At 66.8% G+C, this 19925-nt stretch carries 15 protein-coding genes; 5 read left to right on the forward strand and 10 right to left on the reverse strand.

Annotated features, from left to right (window positions below; translation table 11 throughout):
• Nucleotides 1–268 precede the first annotated feature (268 nt).
• From ACK41U_RS05190 to ACK41U_RS05200, 3 genes are all read right to left on the reverse strand, one after another.
• Nucleotides 269–946 (reverse strand): sugar transferase, encoded by a 678-nt coding sequence (locus ACK41U_RS05190; RefSeq protein ID WP_409676935.1) that lies wholly within the window; start codon nt 944–946, stop codon nt 269–271.
• A gap of 262 nt (nt 947–1208) precedes the next feature.
• Nucleotides 1209–2051 (reverse strand): glycosyltransferase, encoded by an 843-nt coding sequence (locus tag ACK41U_RS05195; protein WP_409676937.1) that lies wholly within the window; start codon nt 2049–2051, stop codon nt 1209–1211.
• Nucleotides 2048–3040, reverse strand: a complete 993-nt coding sequence (locus ACK41U_RS05200; RefSeq protein WP_409676992.1) for a glycosyltransferase family 2 protein — start codon at nt 3038–3040, stop codon at nt 2048–2050. Before ACK41U_RS05200 ends, ACK41U_RS05195 begins: the two co-directional genes overlap by 4 nt.
• 110 nt (nt 3041–3150) lie before the next feature.
• Between ACK41U_RS05200 and ACK41U_RS05205 the strand changes: the two genes are divergently transcribed.
• Together ACK41U_RS05205 and ACK41U_RS05210 are read left to right on the forward strand one after the other, a co-directional pair.
• Nucleotides 3151–3858, forward strand: coding sequence for a hypothetical protein (locus tag ACK41U_RS05205; RefSeq protein ID WP_409676938.1), 708 nt, complete (start codon nt 3151–3153; stop codon nt 3856–3858).
• 36 nt (nt 3859–3894) lie between these two features.
• Nucleotides 3895–5322: a hypothetical protein gene (locus ACK41U_RS05210; RefSeq protein ID WP_409676940.1), complete on the forward strand. Its 1428-nt coding sequence runs from the start codon at nt 3895–3897 to the stop codon at nt 5320–5322.
• Between the two features lie 59 nt (nt 5323–5381).
• Here ACK41U_RS05210 and rfbA read toward each other — a convergent pair whose 3' ends face one another.
• Genes rfbA through rfbC form a run of 4 tightly spaced genes read right to left on the reverse strand, consistent with a single transcriptional unit; the run spans nt 5382 to nt 8699 of the window.
• Nucleotides 5382–6254 carry a glucose-1-phosphate thymidylyltransferase RfbA gene (gene rfbA, locus ACK41U_RS05215; protein ID WP_409676942.1) on the reverse strand — a complete coding sequence of 291 codons (873 nt, stop codon included), beginning with the start codon at nt 6252–6254 and terminating at the stop codon, nt 5382–5384.
• Entirely contained in the window at nt 6251–7108 is an 858-nt protein-coding gene (gene rfbD, locus ACK41U_RS05220) for a dTDP-4-dehydrorhamnose reductase (protein WP_409676943.1), read from the reverse strand. The genes rfbA and rfbD overlap by 4 nt, the downstream gene beginning before the upstream one ends.
• Entirely contained in the window at nt 7105–8142 is a 1038-nt protein-coding gene (rfbB, locus tag ACK41U_RS05225; protein ID WP_409676945.1) for a dTDP-glucose 4,6-dehydratase, read from the reverse strand. The genes rfbD and rfbB overlap by 4 nt, the downstream gene beginning before the upstream one ends.
• The gene (gene rfbC / locus ACK41U_RS05230; protein ID WP_409676946.1) at nt 8139–8699 is read right to left on the reverse strand and encodes a dTDP-4-dehydrorhamnose 3,5-epimerase; all 561 of its coding nucleotides are present in this window, start codon (nt 8697–8699) and stop codon (nt 8139–8141) included. Before rfbC ends, rfbB begins: the two co-directional genes overlap by 4 nt.
• A 245-nt stretch (nt 8700–8944) precedes the next feature.
• On the opposite strand from rfbC, the gene ACK41U_RS05235 reads away from it, so the two are divergent.
• From ACK41U_RS05235 to ACK41U_RS05245, 3 genes are all read left to right on the forward strand, one after another.
• Complete coding sequence (locus ACK41U_RS05235) at nt 8945–12904, forward strand: non-ribosomal peptide synthetase (protein ID WP_409676948.1); 3960 nt, start codon at nt 8945–8947, stop codon at nt 12902–12904.
• Nucleotides 12905–13086: 182 nt separating this feature from the next.
• Nucleotides 13087–13857: a WecB/TagA/CpsF family glycosyltransferase gene (locus ACK41U_RS05240; protein WP_409676950.1), complete on the forward strand. Its 771-nt coding sequence runs from the start codon at nt 13087–13089 to the stop codon at nt 13855–13857.
• On the forward strand, nt 13854–15038 hold the full coding sequence (locus ACK41U_RS05245; protein ID WP_409676952.1) for a glycosyltransferase family 4 protein: 1185 nt from the start codon (nt 13854–13856) through the stop codon (nt 15036–15038). Before ACK41U_RS05240 ends, ACK41U_RS05245 begins: the two co-directional genes overlap by 4 nt.
• Here the strand turns inward: ACK41U_RS05245 and ACK41U_RS05250 are convergent.
• The 3 genes from ACK41U_RS05250 to ACK41U_RS05260 all read right to left on the reverse strand — a co-directional run bounded on the left by ACK41U_RS05250 (nt 15035) and on the right by ACK41U_RS05260 (nt 19767).
• Nucleotides 15035–16360, reverse strand: coding sequence for an oligosaccharide flippase family protein (locus ACK41U_RS05250; RefSeq protein ID WP_409676954.1), 1326 nt, complete (start codon nt 16358–16360; stop codon nt 15035–15037). The genes ACK41U_RS05245 and ACK41U_RS05250 overlap by 4 nt on opposite strands.
• Before the next feature lie 177 nt (nt 16361–16537).
• Nucleotides 16538–18241: a GMC oxidoreductase gene (locus tag ACK41U_RS05255; RefSeq protein ID WP_409676956.1), complete on the reverse strand. Its 1704-nt coding sequence runs from the start codon at nt 18239–18241 to the stop codon at nt 16538–16540.
• Nucleotides 18242–18363: 122 nt separating this feature from the next.
• Nucleotides 18364–19767, reverse strand: coding sequence for a hypothetical protein (locus ACK41U_RS05260; RefSeq protein WP_409676958.1), 1404 nt, complete (start codon nt 19765–19767; stop codon nt 18364–18366).
• Nucleotides 19768–19925 lie beyond the last annotated feature (158 nt).

Raw genomic sequence — 19925 nt, forward strand, 5'->3', positions numbered from 1 at the left:
CAAACTAAATCGTGATGCAACGGAAAGGCAGGACGCCTGTGCTGGTTGGAATGATCGCGATATCAATCGTTGTCGGCCTCGTGCTGACAGGATTGTTGTGGGCTGCCGGGTTCGGCCTGCTGTCAGCGCTGCTCTGGGGATATGTCGGCGGCGGCATACTGACCATGGCGGCGATGGCAATTCGCATGGTCGTCTGCGACCGGCTTGCAGCCCGGTCGCGCCCCGCGGCAGAGGGATCGCCCCGCCGCGAGCCTCGTCGTGCCGATACTTAACAGCCGGTACAGCGTGCCACGACCCGGAAGGTCTGGAAGATCGTCGTCAGATCCAGCCAGAGGCTGACTTCGCGCGAGTAACGCTCGTCATAGAGTGCGCGTGCCGTAAAGGTCGACCCGTTGCGCACAGAGACCTGCCACAGACCTGTCAGGCCGGGACGATGCGCCGCGTAATAGACGCCCGGATACAGCGCCCGCTGTTCGGGCATCATCGGGCGCGGACCGACCAGGCTCATGTGCCCCAGCAGCACGTTGATCAGCTGCGGCAGCTCATCAAGCGAGCTTTTGCGCAGGAACCGCCCGATTTTGGTGATCCGGGGGTCATTCCGCAGTTTCTGATCGCGGTCCCACTCGGCGCGGGCTTCGGGGTTTGCGGCCAGATGCGCCTCAAGCAGCGCATCGGCGCCCGGCTTCATGGTGCGGAACTTGTAAAGCCGGAACGCCTGCCAGTTCCGGCCAAGCCGGTTCTGCGTGAAAAAGGGTGAATTTCCGTCCACCATGACGGCCAGCGCGACCAGCAGCATGATCGGGATCAAAAACGGCAGTGCCAGAACGATCAGGGCCGTGTCCAGACAGCGCTTGCCGCCGCCTTCATACAGACCATGAGGGTAAAGGCTGACGGAGGGCGCAGACTGCTTTGCGTCCACGTCCTGCCGGCTATTGTAATGTACCATTCGAAAACTCCGCACCTTGCACACAGCGCACTGGTTAAAATCACGCCAAATCAGCCGGACACGCTCCAACCTGAGCTTTGGCTTCGACTGACATTATGTGCGTTCTATTGACCGGGCAACCTGTCTAAAAAGGGTGCTTTTGTATGAATTTTATGTCTTTTGCGATAAATATTGAAAAAAGTATCAACTGCTGGTTGTTTGAGCGGAACAGACCGGAAATGTTGACAATTTTTGGTCTTTTCAGCTGATGGTGCAGGAATCGTCAGCGACCGCGATCCCAGCCGCGTGACGGGCGGCGCATGCGGACGGCCGCTGTAACCACAGCATATACTGCGAAACCGACAGGGTCCGCCAATCCGATCCTCAGCGCCTGGGCCCGCGACGGACGGTCACCGCTTGCATTTTGTGCAAGTTCGGGAAACAAGCGCTCCAGCTGGGCAGTGCCTGCATCCTGACGGCGGCGCACCCGGACCAGCGGGCGAAAGCCCTCGGTAATGGGCCAGAAATATGGCACCTCGACCCGCTGCCGCTCGGACGGGGAAAAGTTCAGGCGGACAAAACCATCATCTGAAATCACGTCGGGAAACGCGCCCCATCTGGCGCGCCCCTCTGCATTGACGGCAAACAGACCGGCCCCGGTCACGCCATTTCTGACAAACGGCATCCGTTGCCAGAACCGCGCATATGCCGCCGAGACCGCGCTGCCCGGCGGCGGGATGCGCAGGCAGGCTCCGGCATAGCGCGCGCCCGGCCCCGACAGCGCCGCGTGCAGCCCCGCGATCATCCCCGGCCCGACGACCACATCGGCATCCAGATACAGGCGCAACCCGCCCGTGGCACGCGTTTCGCCCAGATTGATGGCGGCAATCTTGTTGCCGACGGGCGTTTCGATCACCTCATAGTGCCAGCCCGCCGCGGCAAAGTCGGCGGCCATCGCGCGTGCCAGCCGGGCCGTGGCATCGGTGCAGCCATTGGCCACCACGATCACTTCATGGCGCAGCCCTGCGACAAGGGACTGGTCACACAGCGCCCGCAGGCAGGCCCGGATATGCGCCTCTTCCTGATGGGCGGGCAGGATCACGCTGAAATCGGCAGAGGGGGTCATTTATACTCGATCAGACGGGCCTGCCGGTGTGACAGGCGGTTCAGGTAAAAGCCGATTGCGCCGATCGCTTCGGGGATCTTGCCCAGGACGGTAAAGCCCGCGCGGGTCCAGCCCATGCGCGGTGCCAGCCGCAGGATCTGCGCGGGATAGGCCAGTAACAGCAGCAGGGCCGCCGGATGCAGCAACGCCCCGGCCAGCGCCAGTGCCGGAAGCGCCGCACCCCAGAGCAGCGCGCGCCGCGTTTCGGACCGCCAATGCCGTTCCGGGGGGGCACCATGCAGCGCCGCGCCCTCGGCAAAGGCGTGGCCTGCCCGGCGGCTGCGGCGCCACCACTGACTGAACCGCGTCATGTCGGCATCATGCCAGGTCATCTCGTGATCCAGTCGCCGGATCGTCCACCCCGCCGCGCGCAGGCGCACGCACATCTCGGGCTCTTCCCCCGCGATCAGGCTGTCGCGGAACCCGCCGACCGCGGTGATCGCGGCATGGCGCACCAGCATATCGCCGCCGACCGCGCGGGCCGGGCCAACCGGCGTGTCCCATTCGGCATCGCAAAGCGCGTTGTAGACCGAGCGTCCGGGGAACCGCTCGCGCCGGCGCCCGGCAACGGCGGCCAGTTGCGGGTCGGCCTCCATCGCCGCCAGCGCAGGGGGCAGCCATGCGTCACGCAGCGCGCAGTCGCCGTCGATGAACTGTACGAATTCCGGCGGATCAGCCGACAGGGCCGCCAGCCCGGCATTGCGGGCGCGGGCCGCCGTGAAGGGCCGGGTCATGTCCAGCCGCACGACCTCGACCCCGCGCCCCGCCGCCTCTTCCGGGCTGCCATCGGTGGACCCGGAATCGACATAGACGATCCGGCCCACGCGCCCGGACAGCGCCTCCAGACAGGCCCGCAGCCGCGCGCCCTCGTTGCGACCGATGGCCACCGCCGCCACGCGCTGCACTGTGCGTGCATCCTGCGGCGGCGCCTGCGGCCCGTCTTGCGGCATCACCTGCGGCAACGGGGAAATCAGCGTCATTCTAAACTCCACCATCGCCTTGGGCTGATATCATGTTATGACTGTAGTTTATAAGACGGCTTTGTGGAAAAGGCTTTGTAATGGACGGCGGAAATTCCGGTTATCAGGCCGGGGCACAGAGATATTGGGCCGAGCTGCCCCGGCTTGCAATGCCCCGGAACCCCGACAGACGCGCCGCGATTGCGGATGACGGCAATCTGGACGCGGCGGCGCCCTATGATCTGCTGCGCACGCGGTTGCTGGGCGAAATGTCTGCGCGTGAGTGGAAGATGCTTGGCGTCACGCAGGCGGGCAACAGCGTGGCGGCGCCCCTGACCGCCCTGAATCTGGCCCTGTCCGAAGCGCGACGTCCGGGCCGGAATGTCGTTCTGGTGGAACTGGATGTCGCGCAGCAGCCCATCCTTGACCATCTGGGCGGCGACATCACATCGGGCGCTGCGACCTCGTCGGGCGGCGGCGCTCAGTTCAGGGCGTGGCGGCTGGCGGACCGGCTGGCCCTGATGGCGATCCCGACCCCGCCGTCAGAGGCGGCGATCCGGCTGCTGGACCCGGATTTCCGGACCCGGCTGGTCGATTCGCTGTCGCGATTCGCGCCGGATGTGGTGATCCTGCACCTGCCGCCCCTGTTGACCGGCGATGCGGGCCTTGCCGCGGTGCCTCTGGTTCAGGGCGTGCTGCTGGTCGTGAACGGCCGCTCCGATACCGCCGACAGTCTGCGCGCCTGCCAGACCCGCCTTGGCGAGTCCTGCCCGGTTCTGGGCCTGTTTCTGTTTGATGCCGAGGTTTGAATGGGTCCGATTGTCGGAGTGAAAGAGTTTGTCGGCATGGTGCGCCGCCGCGGTCCGCTGATCGCATTCGTGCTGATGGGGGGGCTGTATCTGGCGATCAACCATGCCATGACGCTGCCCCGCGCCTACGAGGCGGTGACGGTCATCCAGATCCAGCCCACAATCCTGACCGGCAGCCCCGGCGCCGAGACCTCGGGCGATACCGCCGCCCGGCTGCGGCTGATCGAACAGCGGCTGATGGCACGCGGCAATGTCCGCGCCATGATCGAGCGGTACAACCTGTTCGAGGACGCCCCCGCCCTCAGTGAGAACGAGCAGATCGCGGCCTTTCGCCAAAGCGCGCGGGTCGAGTTCATCCCTGCCGTCGGCGGCGGTCCGGGCCAGGAACGCGAATTGTCGGCCATGCTGATCTCGGTCCGTGCCGGGCAGGCGGCCGATGCGGCCAACCTTGCCAATGACATGGCCGACCAGATTCTGACCAGCGATCAGGAAACCCGCACCCGGCGCCTGAATGACCTGACCCAGACGCTGATGCGCGAGGATGAGCGGATCGTGGCACAGATCACCGAGGTTCAGGCCCGGTCGGAAGCCTTCCGCGCGCAGAATTCCGATTCGCTGCCCGAGAACCTCGACTATCTGGTCGCGGAACTGACCCGGCTGGAGGCACAGCGAATCGAGCTGACACGCAGCCTGCAGGCGCTGGAGCGCGAATTGCTGGCCCTTGAGGTCGGCGATGAAGACACGGTCCGGGGTCCTTCGGTCGTGCAGACCCTGCGCGGGCTGGAGGTTGAACTGGCGCTGGCCCGCCGCACCCTGCCCGAGGGGCATCCCGAGGTGATTCGCCTCGAAAACGAGATCGAAAGCGTGCGCGAGGGTCAGGTCCGCCAGATGGCCCCCGGTATCGCCCGGCAGGTCGCGCTGATCCGCGAACAGTCCGAGGCCCTGCTGCAAGAGCGCGCGGTGATCGAACAGCGCATGCCGCAGATCGAGTCGACGATCGGCACCATCCCCACGATCGCGGCGCGTCTGGACGAATTCACACGCCAGATCGCCTCGCTGGAGATCGGCCGGGCCGCCATCGCCGAACGCCTGTCGCGCGCCCAGCTGGACCAGCGCCTGTCGGCCAGCGAGCATGGCGAACACATGGTCGTGCTGGAACGCGCGACACGGCCTGAATACCCGCTCAGTTCGGGGCGTGGCCGGGTTGCGATCATGGGGCTGTTCGGCAGCACGGCCGCCGCCCTGCTCATCGCGTTCCTGATGGAGCTGCGCCGGCCGGTGCTGCGGACTCCGGCTCAGATCGTCAAGGCTCTGGGCGTCGCCCCGATTGCGGTCGCGGCTTTCCGCCCGCGCCCGCGTCAGCGGTGGCTGGCCGGACTGCGTGACATCACCAGTGCCGGGATCGTGGCGCTGGGGATTGTGGCGATCAGCCTGCTGATCGGGGGCGGTGGCGGCGAAAGCTGACCTGTGGCGGCGACGGCGGCATGACGAAAGGGGCGCAGGGCGCGCCCCTTTCCCGGTGGTCAGGCCAGCAGCCGCAGCAGATAGGCGCCGTATTCCGTCTTGCGGAACACCTCGGCTTGCTGGCGCAGCTGGGCCTCGTCGATCCAGCCTGCCTCGAATGCAATTTCTTCGGGGCACCCCGTCTGCAGACCCTGCCGGTTCTCCAGCGTACGCACGAAATTTCCGGCATCCAGCAGGCTTTCATGCGTGCCCGTGTCCAGCCAGGCAAAGCCGCGGCCCATCTTTTCGACGCACAAAGCGCCGTCGTCCAGATAGCTCTCCAGCAGCGCCGTGATTTCCAGTTCTCCGCGCGCCGAGGGCGTGACGCGGGTGGCGCGCTCGGGCGCGGTGCCGTCAAGGAAATACAGCCCGGTCACGGCCCATGGCGACAGCGGCTGATCGGGCTTTTCGACGATCTGGCGGGCGCGGTCCTCATCGTCAAAGACCACGACGCCATAGCGTTCCGGGTCGCGCACCCGATAGCCAAAGACCGTGCCGCCGGTCGTGCGGGCGTCGGCTGCGTGCAGCAGGGGCGGCAGGCCGTGGCCGAAAAAGATGTTGTCGCCCAGAACCATGGCCGAGGGCGCGCCGTCCAGAAAATCCGCCGCCAGCAGATAGGCCTGTGCCAGACCTTCGGGGCTGGGCTGCACGATCCATTCGAATTGCAGGCCCCACTGGCTGCCATCACCCAGCAGCCGCTGGAACTGCGCCTGATCCTGAGGTGTGGTGATGATCGCGATCTCGCGGATGCCCGCCAGCATCAGCACCGTGATCGGATAATAGATCATCGGCTTGTCATACAGCGGCAGCAGCTGTTTCGACACGGCTATGGTGATGGGATAAAGGCGCGTGCCGCTGCCTCCGGCCAGAATGATGCCCTTGCGCTGTGTCATGCCTTGTCCTTCAGCTGTTCCAGAACACGGGCCAGACCGGCCCGCCAGTCGGGGCGCGCAATCCCGAAATCCTGCGCGATTTTCGTGCAATCCAGCCGCGAGTTCAGCGGCCGGGCAGCGGGGGTCGGATAGTCGCCCGACGGAATGTCGGCGACCTCGGCGCCAAGCTGCGCCTGCGCCATGATCTCGCGCGCGAACCCGGCCCAGGACGTGTCAGGCGCACCGGCAAAATGATAGATCCCGCCCCTGGCCGCGTCGTTCTGCATGGCGGCGATCATGGTCAGTGCAGCGGCGGCGATGTCTGCCGCCGGGGTCGGGCCGCCGATCTGGTCGGCCACCACGGTCAGCCGGTCCCGCTCGGCCCCCAGCCGCCGCATGGTTTTCACGAAATTGCCGCCATGGGCCGAGAACACCCACGAGGTGCGCATCACCGCCCATTGCCCGCCCGCCTGCGCAATCGCCTGCTCGCCCGCCAGCTTGGTCGCGCCATAGACGCCCAGAGGGCCGGTGGGCGCATCCTCGGACCGCGGCGCCTCGCCCGCGCCGTCAAAGACGTAATCGGTCGAGATGTGCAGGAACGGGATGCCCAGATCCGCGCAGGCCCGCGCCATGGCGGCGGGGGCGTCGGTATTGACCAGCCGCGCGATGCCTGCATCCGTCTCGGCCCGGTCCACCGCCGTATAGGCAGCGGCGTTGATGACCGCCTGCGGGCGGGTCGCCATGATCGCTGCCGCGCAGGCATCCGGATCGGTCAGATCGGCGCTGTCGCGGCCGAGACAAGTCGCGTCAGGCGCCAGCGCCGCCAGTTCCTGCGCGACCTGGCCCGTCCGCCCAAAGACAAGAAGCCCCGTCATGCGGCCCCCAGACGCTGGCCCACGCCCTCGCGCGACAGCAGCGGTTCCCACCAGTCGCGGTTGGCCAGATACCATTCGACGGTGCGCCGCAGCCCCTCGTCGACCGTGACCGAGGGGCGCCAGCCCAGCTCGTCGCGGATGCGGGTCGGATCGATCGCATAGCGGCGGTCATGGCCGGGACGGTCGGTCACAAACGTAATCAGATCGGCATGCGGCGCGCCTGCGGGGTGCAGATCGTCCATATGCGCGCAGATGGTGCGGACCAGATCAATATTCGTGGCCTCGTTCTCGCCGCCGATATTATAGCTGCGGTTCAGCTGGCCTTTTTCCAGCACCAGCAGCAGCGCGTCGGCATGATCCTCGACATAGAGCCAGTCGCGGATATTGCCGCCATCGCCATAGACCGGGATCGGCTGGCCCGACAGCGCCTTGAGGATCACCACCGGCACCAGCTTTTCGGGGAAGTGATAGGGGCCGTAATTGTTGGAACAGTTGGTCAGCATCACGGGCAGGCCATAGGTCTCGGCCCATGCGCGCACCAGATGGTCGGACCCGGCCTTGCTGGCCGAATAGGGGCTGCGCGGGTCATAGGGGGTGGTTTCGGTGAACTGCCCGGTCTCGCCCAACGATCCGAACACCTCGTCGGTCGAGATGTGGTGAAACCGGAACGTGTCGGGCCGCCCTTCGGCAATCCAGAAGGCGCGGGCAGCCTCCAGCATGTTGAAGGTGCCGATCACATTCGTCTCGACAAAGGCGGCGGGCCCGTCGATCGAGCGGTCGACATGGCTTTCGGCGGCCAGATGCATCACCGCATCGGGGCGGTGCTGCGCAAAGATGCGGTCCAGCGCCGCGCGGTCGCGGATATCGGCATGCTCGAAGGCATAGCGGTCAGAGGTGGCGGCCCCGGCCACATTGGCCAGATTGGCGGCATAGGTCAGCGCGTCGAGGTTCACGACGTGGTGGCCACGCGCGATTGCCAGCCGGACAACGGCCGAGCCGATAAAGCCCGCACCGCCGGTCACCAGAATTTTCATGCCGCTTCCTCAAAGGTAAAAGGGGTTTTCCAGTCGCCAAAGGCCGGTGCCGCGCGGTCCTTGTCGGACAGGACCGGTTCGGTCACGCCCCAGTCGATCCCCAGACTGTCCCACCTGACGGCCCCGTCGCATTCCGGCGCGTAATGATCGGTGCATTTATACACCAGTTCACTGTCAGGGGCGCGGGTGACGAAACCATGCAGAAAGCCCGCCGGGATCCACAGCTGGCGCCCGTTTTCAAAACTCAGCTCTGTGCCCACCCATTGCCCATAGGTCGGGCTGCCTGCCCGCGCATCGACCGCGACATCAAAGATGCAGCCCCGCCCGCAGCGCACCAGCTTGGCCTGCGCATGCGGGGGCGACTGATAGTGCAGACCCCGCAGCGTGCCGGTCGCCTGCGACATCGAATGATTGTCCTGCACGAATTCGGGCAGATCCAGCCCCGCTGCACGCAAGGTGCGGCGATTCCAGCTTTCTGCAAAGAAACCGCGCGCATCGCCATGACGGGCGGGGGTCAGAATCAGAACGCCGGGCAGACGGGTCGTCTCTATGTGCATCATAACCTCGGATTGGCCGGTTGCAGGATGATTGTCCCGGCACTCTACGTCGCTGCTTGACCCGAAGACATCCGGGCCACAAAGTTGAACGGAATTTAGCAGATGATCACAATTAATATAGACAAGATAAGCAAAACTGACCTCGACTCTCCGGGCGGGCTGGATGAACTAAAAGACCCGTGGGGCGTTTGCCACAGATATGGCTCGCTTTCGTGAACAGTGACTTGGCGCTCAGGAGGGCCTCAATGCCGACAGGCTCTGGTTCGTCTCAATCGCCGTCTGAATGTCGCATCGCCGGGCTGGCCACCGATAGCCAGATTGCCTTTCTTGTGGCTGACAACGAGGGTCTGCGGCACCGCGTCCATGTCGAGCAGGTCCTGGCCGATGCCGCCGCGGATCTGCTGACCCCGGACCGCCTGCGCGCGGGATGGGAGCGTCTGGCACAGGACCATGATGTGTTGCGGATGGTGCTGCGCGACGATGAGACGGGGCGCACGCGCCTGTGCATCGGCGACACGGCACAGGTTGAAATGCGGTTGTCGGACTGGTCGGCTGCGGATGAGACCGATCACCCCGCGCTGACCGAGGACCTGCTGGAGGCCGACCGCTCGGAAGGCGCAGATCCCCGCAAGGGGCTGGGCTGGCGGGTCACCCGGATTGATCTTGGCCGGGGTCGGGCGCGCATGCTGTGGACGATCCACCACGCGCTGACGGATGGCACCAGCATGGAGATCCTGCTGGCCCGCCTGTGGGATCTGCTGAATGGCCACGATGAGACGCCCGATCCGGCGCCGGGTTTTGCCGATGCGGCGCGGGAACGGGCCGAACATGATCGCGACGGCGCGCGCGAATTCTTTGGCGGAATGCTGGCTCCGCACGACCGGACCGCGCTGCTGCGCCCGCAGCAGGATCAGGCCGGGGGGGTCATGCGACGCCTGCGCGGCACCCTGACGCAAGATGCCTCGCAGGCGCTGGCGGCGGTGGCCGCCGCATCGGGTGCGACGCCCCTGAACGCGGTTCAGGCGGCCTGGGCGATGGTGCTGATGCGCTGGACCGGCCAGCCTGCCGCCTGCATGGGGCTGGTCGATTCGGGCCGGACCGGTGATCCGCGGCTGAACGGGACGGCGGGCTGCCTGATCTCGACCCTGCCCCTGCACGTGGATCTGGCAGATGCCTCATCTCTGGGCGACCTGCTGGCGGGTCTGCGCCGGACAACCGTACAGATGCGCCGCCACACGCATGTCGGCCTGACCGAGGTGCGCCGCTGGTCGGGTCTCAGCGGTGCGGTGCCGCTGTTCGACACGGTCGTGATGTATGCCCGACAGACACTGGCCGAGGCGCTGACGGCCCGCGGCTGCGGCTGGACCGGCCTGCGCCTCGTCGAAGAGGGCGACGCGCTGGTCACGCTGGTCGTCCATGGCGGCGACGAGATGCGGCTGGAACTGGAATATGACGCCGCCCGCCTGTCCGATGACGAGGCTGCGCGGATGCTGGATCATGTCACGCGCCTGCTGCAGGCGTTCGGGCAGGCTGGTCCGGCAGCGCCTCTGGATGCGCTCGACATGCTCTCTGCGGATGAAACGGCCAGCTTGCTGTCGCTGGGGCGGGCCCCGGAACGTCCCGCCGGGGGGCCGCCCTGCATCGCCACCCGGTTCGAGCAGATCGCCCGCGAGCGGCCGGACCGCGCCGCCGTGATCGACGCCGCCACCGGCCTGCAGCTTGATTTTGCCACGCTGGACGGGCGGGCCAACGCGCTGGCGCAGCAATTGTGCGACGCAGACATCGGCCCCGAGGATGTGGTGGCGATCGTTTTGCCGCGCGGGCCGGATCAGATCGCCGCAATGCTGGCCGTTCACAAGGCGGCGGCGGCCTTTCTGCCGCTGGAACCGGACCAGCCGACCGAATACCTTGCCCGTCTGATGGCGGGGGCCGGGGTGCGGGCGCTGATCGCGGCACCGGGCTCGGCCCTTGCGGACGGGATGCTGCATCTGGTGCCGGCCGACGACACCCAGCCGGTGCCGCCGATGCGCCCGCCCCCGCAGGCCGACCGGCTGGCCTATCTGATCCACACCTCGGGTTCGACCGGGGCACCCAAGGCGGTGATGGGGCTGACGGGCGCGTTGGCCGCGCATGCAGATGCGATCATCGACCGCTTTGGCCTTGGCCCCGAGGACCGGGTGCTGCAGTTCGCGGCGCTGGGGTTTGACGTGATGCTGGAAGAGGTCTGGCCGACCCTGCTGGCGGGGGGCACGGTGGTGACACGCGATGCGCGCCCGCTGGCCTCGGTCGACGGGCTGCTGGACCTGCTGACCCAACATCGCGTCAGCGTGGCGAACCTGCCTGCGGGCTACTGGCACCAGATGGTCGGCGCCCTGACCGAAGCGCCGCGCGCCCTGCCCGATGGCCTGCGTCTTGTGGTGACGGGCAGCGAACGCGTGCTGCCGGGCGCCTATCGGCGCTGGCGCCAGCTTGCCCCCGGCATCGCCTTCATGAACGGCTATGGCCCGACCGAAACGACGATCACCTGCACCCTGTGGCAGGCCCCACCAACGGGCGACGGGCTTGCTGGCGACGGGCTGGCCGGTGGCTCGGGTGACCTGCCGATCGGGCGGCCTCTGGGCCATGCCAGCGCGATCCTGCGCGCACCCGATGGCAGCCTGACGCCGCAGGGCGGGCAGGGCATGCTGTGGATCGGAGGCCCTGCGGTCACGCGCGGCTATCTGAATGATCCCGATCAGACTGCCGCCGCCTTTGCCCCGGATCCCTGGGTGCCGGGCGGTCGCCTCTATAACACTGGCGACAGGGCGCGCTGGAACGATGAGGGGCAGCTGATGTTCCTCGGGCGCGGCGACCGGCAGCTGAAGCTGCGCGGCTACCGCATCGACCCCGCCCAGATCGAGGCGGTGCTGACCGAAGAGCCCCGGATCTCGCGCGCGTTCGTCGATGTCGAACCCGGCCCCCCTGCCCGCCTGCTGGCGTGGATCGTCGCGCAGAAGCCGCTTGATACCGCGCAGGTGCTGCGGCGTCTTGCCGTCCGGTTGCCGCATTACATGCAGCCGGTGCTGGTGCCGGTCGATGACATGCCGCTGACCCCGAACGGCAAGATCGACCGCCGGGCACTGCCGGTCCCGGCCCGCGCGCAGGTCACCGGGTCTGCGCCGCAGACCGATGGCATGCCGGGCGACGACCGCGCCCGCCTGATCGCCGCCTGCATGGCCGAGGTGCTGGAATGCGACACCGTCCCGCTGGATGCGGGCTTTGATGAGATGGGGGGCGATTCGCTGCTGGCGCTGCGGCTGGTCAGCCTGATCCACCGGCGCACCGGCTGGACTTTGCGGGCCACCGATCTGCTGCGCCACCCCTCGCCCAGGTCACTGGCCGCAACGCTTGAGGCGGCCCTCGTGGGGGCGCCGCCGCAACCGCGCTATCTGGTCCCGATCCGCACAACGGGCGGCGGGGTGCCCGTCTTTGCGGTGCACGTTCTGGGCCGCAATCAGGAACTGTTCCGCCCTCTGGCCGCGGCCATCGCGCCGGATCATCCGGTCTATGGCCTGACGATCGGCGTGCCCGACGACCTCAGCAAGATCGACATCGGCCGCACCGCCCGAGCCTATTTCGATGAGCTGCAGACCAGCTTTCCGGGTCAGCCGGTCTGTCTGGTCGCGGTGTCGATGGCGGCCTATTTCGCGCTTGAACTGGCGCAGATGCTGCGCGCGGCGGGGCGCGAGGTGACCCTGCTGGCGATGCTGGATTCGATGGGTCCGGGGGGGCGCCCGTCGCTGCGCGGCCTGCCGATGCTGCGTGCGCATCTGCGCCAGTTGCGCAAGCGCGGGCTGGATCACATCCGCGAGGTGATGAACCGCGACCGCGACGACCCAGACCGTCCCCCCGAGTCTGCCCCCCCACCCGAGGGCCTTCCCGCGATGGAGGACCTGATCGAAGCCAATGTCGCCGCGGTCGAGGCCTATGTCGCGCAACCCTATGACGGCCCGATGATGGTCTACCGCGCCGATCGCAGCTTCTGGGATGCCCCCGAGGCGCTGAAAACGGGGCTGGGCTGGGCCTGCGTGGCGCAGGGCGGGCTGGCCTTGCGCGATCTGCCGGGGACCCATCTGTCGATCCTTCAGCCCGGAAATGTCGAGGCGCTGGCACATGATTTACGAGAGCGTCTCGCCCGCTTTTCTCCTCAGGGTGGCGTCAATTGAGGCAGAGTGTCGCAGCCGGACGAACGGTATGATAACAGGGGCTTCGGCCGATTGTGGTGATAGACCAGACACCCTGTTTTCTGATATGTACAAGCTAATCGTTGCCGAGAGCCAGTCATGACATCCTGCCTGCTGCCCGACAGTTTCCGCGCGTCATGTGTGCCCCGCACGGGGACAATCTGATGCGCTTTGACACCGGCCCCGCATCCGTCGAGGTCAATGTCCCCGACCGCGACACTCTGCTGAGCATTGTGTCGCAGCGGATGGCCTGTGGACAGGGCTTTGCGCTGGCCACGCTGAATGTCGATCACCTCGAAAAGCTGCGCCACCACAGGGCGTTTCAGCGCGCCTATGCCGGTCACGATCTGGTCGTGGCCGATGGCAATCCGGTCATCTGGCTGGCGAAGCTGGGCGGGCATGATCTGTCGCTGGTGCCCGGCTCGGAACTGGTCGAACCCCTCTGCCGGATCGCAGCCGGACAGGGGCGGTCCGTCGCCATCATCGCAGGCACGGCTGAGACGGGGCGGCTGGCGGCCGAGCGGCTGGCTGGGCGTCTGCCTGGCCTGACCGTCGCGCTGGTCGCGGCGCCGGGCTTTCCCTTTGACCCCGAGGGCGCCGAGGCCGATCAGATCCTTGATGACGTGGCCGCCAGCGGAGCGGCGTTGTGCCTGCTGGCGGTCGGCGCTCCGCGGCAAGAGATTCTGGCGGCGCGGGGCCGGACGCGCTGCCCCGGTATCGGCTTTGCCTCGGTCGGGGCGGGGATCGACTTTATCGCCGGCCGCCAGCGAAGGGCGCCGAAATTCATGCGCAGGGCGCGGCTGGAATGGCTGTGGCGTGCAGCTCTCAGCCCGATGCGGCTGGGACCGCGCTATCTGCGTGGCGCGCTGATCCTGCCGGGTCTTGCGCGTCGCGCGCGGGCCGGGCGCGTCCGTTACGAAGGACCGCGGGGATGACGGATGTGCTGACACTGATCCCCTCGGTGCCGGCGACCATGCGCGACGGGGTGCTGTGGCTGGACGACAAGTTTACCGAAGGTCTGCGCACCCATGCCCGACACTGGAGCGACGGCAAACCGGGCGCGCAGATGCGGGTGCTGATCCGCCGGACCGATGCCGTGCTGCCCTTTGCCAAACCCCTCGATCCACGCGACCTGCCCTGCGAACTGCGGCTGCTGGCGCCTGATGCGCAGATCGGGGCTGCCGATCTGGCGGGCTCCGGCGTGGTCCTGGCCTCGGCGGATGACCATACCCAACTGGAACTGCCTGCGATCTGTGGGGCGACCGGCGCAAAGCTGGTCTATGTGATCGAATACGACCTGCGCACCCGCATGACCTTTGCGCGGATGGACTCGGCCGGGCGGCCCTTGCGGATGTTGCGCCGCGGCCAGTGGCTGCTGCGGCACGAGCTGCGCCTGCGCAGGGCGCTGAGTGCGGCCGACGGCCTGCAGGCCAACGGGTTTCCGGCAATGGCCGCATATGGTGGCCTGAACCGCAATCTGTGCCTCTATCTGGACGGGCGCATGACGCGCGAGCGGATGGCCAGCCCCGAACAGATGGCCGGGCGCGCGGACCATGCCGGGCCGATCCGGATCATCCATTCCGGGCGTCTGATCGCGGCCAAGGGCTGTCAGGACCTCGTGCCCTTTGCCGCGGCACTGCGCCGCAGAAATGTGGACTTCCGGCTGGACATCTACGGGCATGGCGACATGAAGGACCAGATCGCCGCCGACCTGGCACGGCGCGGGCTGCTGGACGTGGTGCATCTGCACGCGCCGGTCGATTTCGCGCAGGTTCTGGTGCCGCTGATGCAGAGTTCGGCGGATCTGTTTCTGGCGCCACATCGCCAGTCTGATCCGTCCTGCAGCTATCTGGAGGCGATGGGCTGCGGCCTGCCGGTTCTGGGCAGCAACAACGGCATGTGGCGCGCACTTCTGGCGCGGTCCGATGCCGGGTGGATGGCGCCCTCGGGCCGCCCCGACGCGATGGCCGAGTGCTGCGCCGGTCTGACACGCGCCATGCTGACCGAGGCGGGCGCGCGGGCGCTGGCCTATGCGCAGGCCCATGATTTCGAGACCGAGTTTGCGCATCGCATCGACCATCTGCGCGCCACCGCCGCGACAGCCGCTGCCGCCTAGGTCAGCAGCAGCACCGCCAGCCCCAGCCCCAGCAGCGCAAATCCCAGATCGTGCCAGCCGTCCCAAAAGCCGCTGCGCCGCGCCAGCCGTACCAGCATCGGATAGGCCAGTACCGTCGCCACCGCCTGCCCCAGCAGCGCGCCGGGAATGCCGCCGTAATGCGCGCCGGTGATGAAGCAGGTCAGAAACAGCACCGCCCTCACCAGCGTCAGCCAGAAAAAGCCGCGCGAATTGCCCGCCGCCAGCGCCGCCTGATCATAGCTCATCATGACCACCGTCGGCACACTGGCCAGCGCGATCAGCGTCACCAGCGGGCCTGCCTCAAGATACCGCTCGTCATAGAGCAGGTCGACCAGCGGGGCGCCCCAGGCCGCAAACACCGCCAGCAGCAGCATCACCGAAGCCGTCATCCCGGCCCGCATCATCCGCAGCCGCCGCATCCGGTGATCCGAGGGGTCTTCGCGCACATTGCGGTAGATCGGGATCATCAGACGGGAAATCACCGCCATGCCCAGCATCAGCGGAAAGCTGGCGAGGAAAAAGGCGATGTTGTAGATCCCCAGTTCGGACAGCGACAGATAGCGCGCCAGCACCGCCTTGTCGCCCTGCGACAGGGCAAAACCCACCACCGTCGAGGGCAGGATCCACTTGCCAAAGCCGATCAGCTCGGCGGCGGCGCTGCGGTCCCAGCGGAAGCGGTTGACCGGGCCGGGCAGCAGCCGCAGCACCAGCACCACCTTGATGATCGCGCCAAGGATCAGGCCGATGACCAGCGCCCAGGCCGACCCCATCAGCGCCGCCAGCACGATCGTCACGATCGTTCCGATCAGCGTGGACAGCAGTTCCACCATGGTCAGCCGGCCCATGCGCAGATGCCGGTTCGCGGTCTCGATCTTGGTGGACAGCAGCCCGAAGATCACCGTGGTCAGGCCCGCGACGGGCAGGTACCACACCAGTTCGGGCACGTCGTAAAACCGCGCCGCAGGCAGCGCCAGCACGCAGCAGCCCAGCCACAGCACGACCCCGCGAATCGCCTGCATGGTAAAGGCGGTGTCCAGAAAGTCGCGGTCGTCGCCCCGCTTGCTTTGCAGGATCGCCGGGGTGATGCCGACATCGGAAAAATTGTTCAGCCCCTGAATCAGCACCATGATCAGCGCCATCAGGCCGAACACATCGGGAAACAGCAGCCGGGTCAGGATCAGGTTCGACGCCAGCCGGATCGCCTGCGAGCCGCCAAAGCTGAGGATCGTGAAGGCCGAGCCGCGCAGCGCGCGCTGCACGAGGCTTTCACCGCTGATGAGCAGTCCGATTCTGGCCCGCATCGGTCTCAGACAGCCCCGGTCAGAGCGGTGGCGCAGGTGGTGAGATTGGCGGGCGTCATCACGTCTCCTCGGGTGCGGCATCGGCATCGGTGGCGGATCGGTTCGTCACCGTCTGTCTGCACATTTGCGGCGTTCCGGGGCGCTTCGCAACCGGGCATTGCATCTTCAGCATGTTACTCAGGCAGAGGCGTGGCTTTCGCGCCGGATTGCCTCGGCCACGCGCAGGGCATTGGCCACGATGGTCAGGCCCGGATTGACGCCGGTTGAACTGGGCATAAAGCTGGAATCGGCCACATAGAGGTTGTCGACATCATGCGCCCGGCAGTCGCGGTTCAGCACGCCCCGCGCGGGATCATCGGAAAAGCGAAGGGTGCCGCAGGGATGGGCGATGTTCAGCTCGGGCGCGTAGTTCAGATACAGCGACCGGACCCCTTTCAGCCGCTGCTTCAGCAGGCGGCGGAACCGCTCGCGCCGCGCCATCAGATCGTCCGAGATGGTATAGTCGAAGATGATCGTGCCGGGGCGTTGCGGGTCATAGCCGACCCGGTTGGCATCATCGGCCAGATCTTCGACAATGCCGACGAAAATGCGCGCATCGCCCAGAATGCGGGCGGCGACCAGCGCCGGAACGCGCAGAAATTCGCGGCTCAGGCGGGCACGGCCAAGGCGTTTGGCCGCGGCGCGCTGGCGCAGCACATGCAGAATATCGCCATAGCCCGCCCGCAGCCCCAGCGACTGAACCAGCCCCATGCGGACCGTCCCGTCGCGGTAAAGGTCCCGCATCGAGAACGCCTTGCGCGGGCCGGGCGCCGAGGCGGGCGCCCCGCGTGGCGGCCAGATGGCAAGCCGCTCGCTGACGTGAAACATCAGGCCGCGCCCGACCAGCCCGCTGGAATTCGCGCAGCCGTGCGGCCATGCCTCGCTGGCCGATGCCATCAGCAGGCGCGGCGATCCGAATCCCCCCGCGCCCAGCACATAGGTGCGCGCACGCAGCAGGCTTTCCTGCCCGTCGCGGCGGATGCGCACCGCCTCGATCCGCCGCCCCTCGCCCACGAGGGCCAGGACCGTCACCTCGGTCAGCAGCGTGGCGCGGCCGGTCGCCAGCGCCGGTTCGATCCCCGCCGACCGGCCATCCATCTTGCAGGGCCGCGGGCATTTCTTGCCGATGCACTCGGCGCAGCCGTCAAGCTGGCGGATGCCCAGATGGGCGCGGTAGGGGTGCAGGCCCGCCGCCTCGAAGGCACCGCGCAGCGCGTCGTCGCGCGGGTCCAGCGGGCGGGGCGGTGCCAGCGGGCCCGTGGTGGAACCAAGCGGATCGGGCGTGCCGTTGACATGCATGAGGCGGCGCGCGCGATCGAACCAGGGGCCGAATTCGTCATAGCCGACCGGCCAGCCCCCGGTCGGGTGGGCGACCTGGTCGGTGCTTTCCATATCGTGCCGCTCGGGCTGTTCCATCGCTGCGGCGTAAAAGACCGAGGTGCCCCCGACACCGACCCCCTGCGCCCCCCACGAGGCCAGCGACACGCCGTTCACGGTGGCTTCGACCCGTGTGGGCCAGCAGCCCAGCCTGGCGCGTTCGGCCGGGTCTTCGGATTCGCTGTCGATCGAGTTCACGTCGCTGCGGGCCGCGGCAGGGCCCTGCTCGAGATAAAGCACCGACAGCCCGGCCTCGGCCAATGCACGGCCGCAGATGCCACCGCCCAGACCGGCACCGATGACGATGACATCCCAGGTCTTGTCAAAGATGCTGTTCAGCGCACGATCCGCCCATGTCCGGCATTCAGCCCTGCGCCGGCCTGCCCGGGACGCGAAGACGCCCCCATGGGCACAGCCGTGGGGACGGAGATCGCAGCGCGGGCGAGGGTCGCCTGACTTGCGCATGACACTGCGCATCGTGCAATTTCGCAGGTCCTTGTTGCCCGGTCAATTGCAAGCGACGCGCACGTCAACCGGACCGGCCCGATCGGCCAGTTTCCGCCCGCCCGGACCATCCGGCGGCCATGTCAGCCGATGATCGTGCGAAACGGCGGGTGGCTGAGCGCAGGCCGCATTGCGGGCCGCGCGACAGCATCATGCGCCACACCCCGTGCGGCCAGACCTGCCAACGCCCCTGCCCCCAGCCATGTCAGCGGTGTCAGTGTCGCATTCGGGATCAGGTCGATCAGATTGGCCGCCATGATCAGCGCCAGCGCTGCGGTCCAGCGGTCGACCTGCGTTCCCGCCGTCGCGCGCCAGATCCGGATGACCGAGCCACAGAGCAGGCCGAACATTGCGATGAACCCCAGAATACCGTTCAGCGACAGGATGATGATCCACTGCCCGTCGGCGACGGTGACATATTCGCCGCTGTAGGGATCAATGATCAGATTGCGCCCCCAGTCGCCCCATCCGGCCAGAAACTTCTGCGAGGCGTGTTCCATCAGGATCAGTTCATTGTCGAACCGGAAGCGCAGCGAGTGGCCGCGATCCTCATCCAGCTCCATGATGAAATCGGTGATCGCATCGACGGGCACCAACCCGGCATACAAGGCCAGCGGATAGATCAGCACCAGCGTGGCGATCACGCCGGCCACGCGCATCTGCCAGCGGGTCGGTGTCAGCAGGATGAAGGGCACCAGCATCACCGCATAGGCCATCGAGGCCACGCTTTTGCACATGAACAGCACCGCCAGCAGATAGATCAGAACACCCAAGGCGCGCCGCCGTGCCGGACCCTCGGCCTCGCGCAGGGCGGTGGCGGCGGCCAGAACACCCATGACCGCAAACATCGCGATCCACAGCCCATGTGTCAGGAACACCATCGGGCGATAGCCGCCATAACGGATCGACTGGCTGAAATCATGGGCAAAGAAGCCATAAACCCAGACATTGAGCTGCGGGCTGACCCGCACTTCGAGCAACATGGGCAAAGAATAGGCAAGCGTGGCGATGACCAGCGCCCGCATGAACATGCGGATCGATTCTGTCGACGATATGACCATGTAGCCGATCACGAATGGCAGCATCTCGATCCCGGTATACAGCACGCCGTTGATCGCGTCGGTCAGCCGCAGGCCCGGGCGATAGGACAGGCCGCCGGTCAACGGCTCGGGATTGGTGGCCATCGTGACGAACGGCACCAGCAACATCAGCCCCAGAAGCGCCTTGACCCAGCCCTCGGTCGGAATCCACGGCAGTTTCGCGTTCTGGCGCAGCATCAGCACGCCCACCGCCGCGCAGATCCCCGAGATGGCCTCCTTGCCCAGATAGGGCACCATCGGAAACTTGATGCCCACGACCGGCGGCAGGATCAGATAGCCCAGAAGCAGTGTCCAGATCGCGGCCTGACGATATTCCAGCCGGGAAAACAGGACCGCCGCCACCGCAGGCCAGATGGCCAGCATCAGCAGTGACAGAAAATTGCCCACATCCGACCCTTTCGAAACAATCCGGTCTTCTCTGCACCCGGATGCTGCATTTCTATCGCACGTACAATAAAATCACCTATAACATCATGGCAAATGTGCCGATCAAATTGAATTATGTGTGCAAAAGGTGTGCCCGGCAATGCGCGGCACGCCGCCCC

It is taken from the genome of Paracoccus sp. (in: a-proteobacteria) (assembly GCF_046289755.1).
GTDB lineage: Bacteria > Pseudomonadota > Alphaproteobacteria > Rhodobacterales > Rhodobacteraceae > Paracoccus.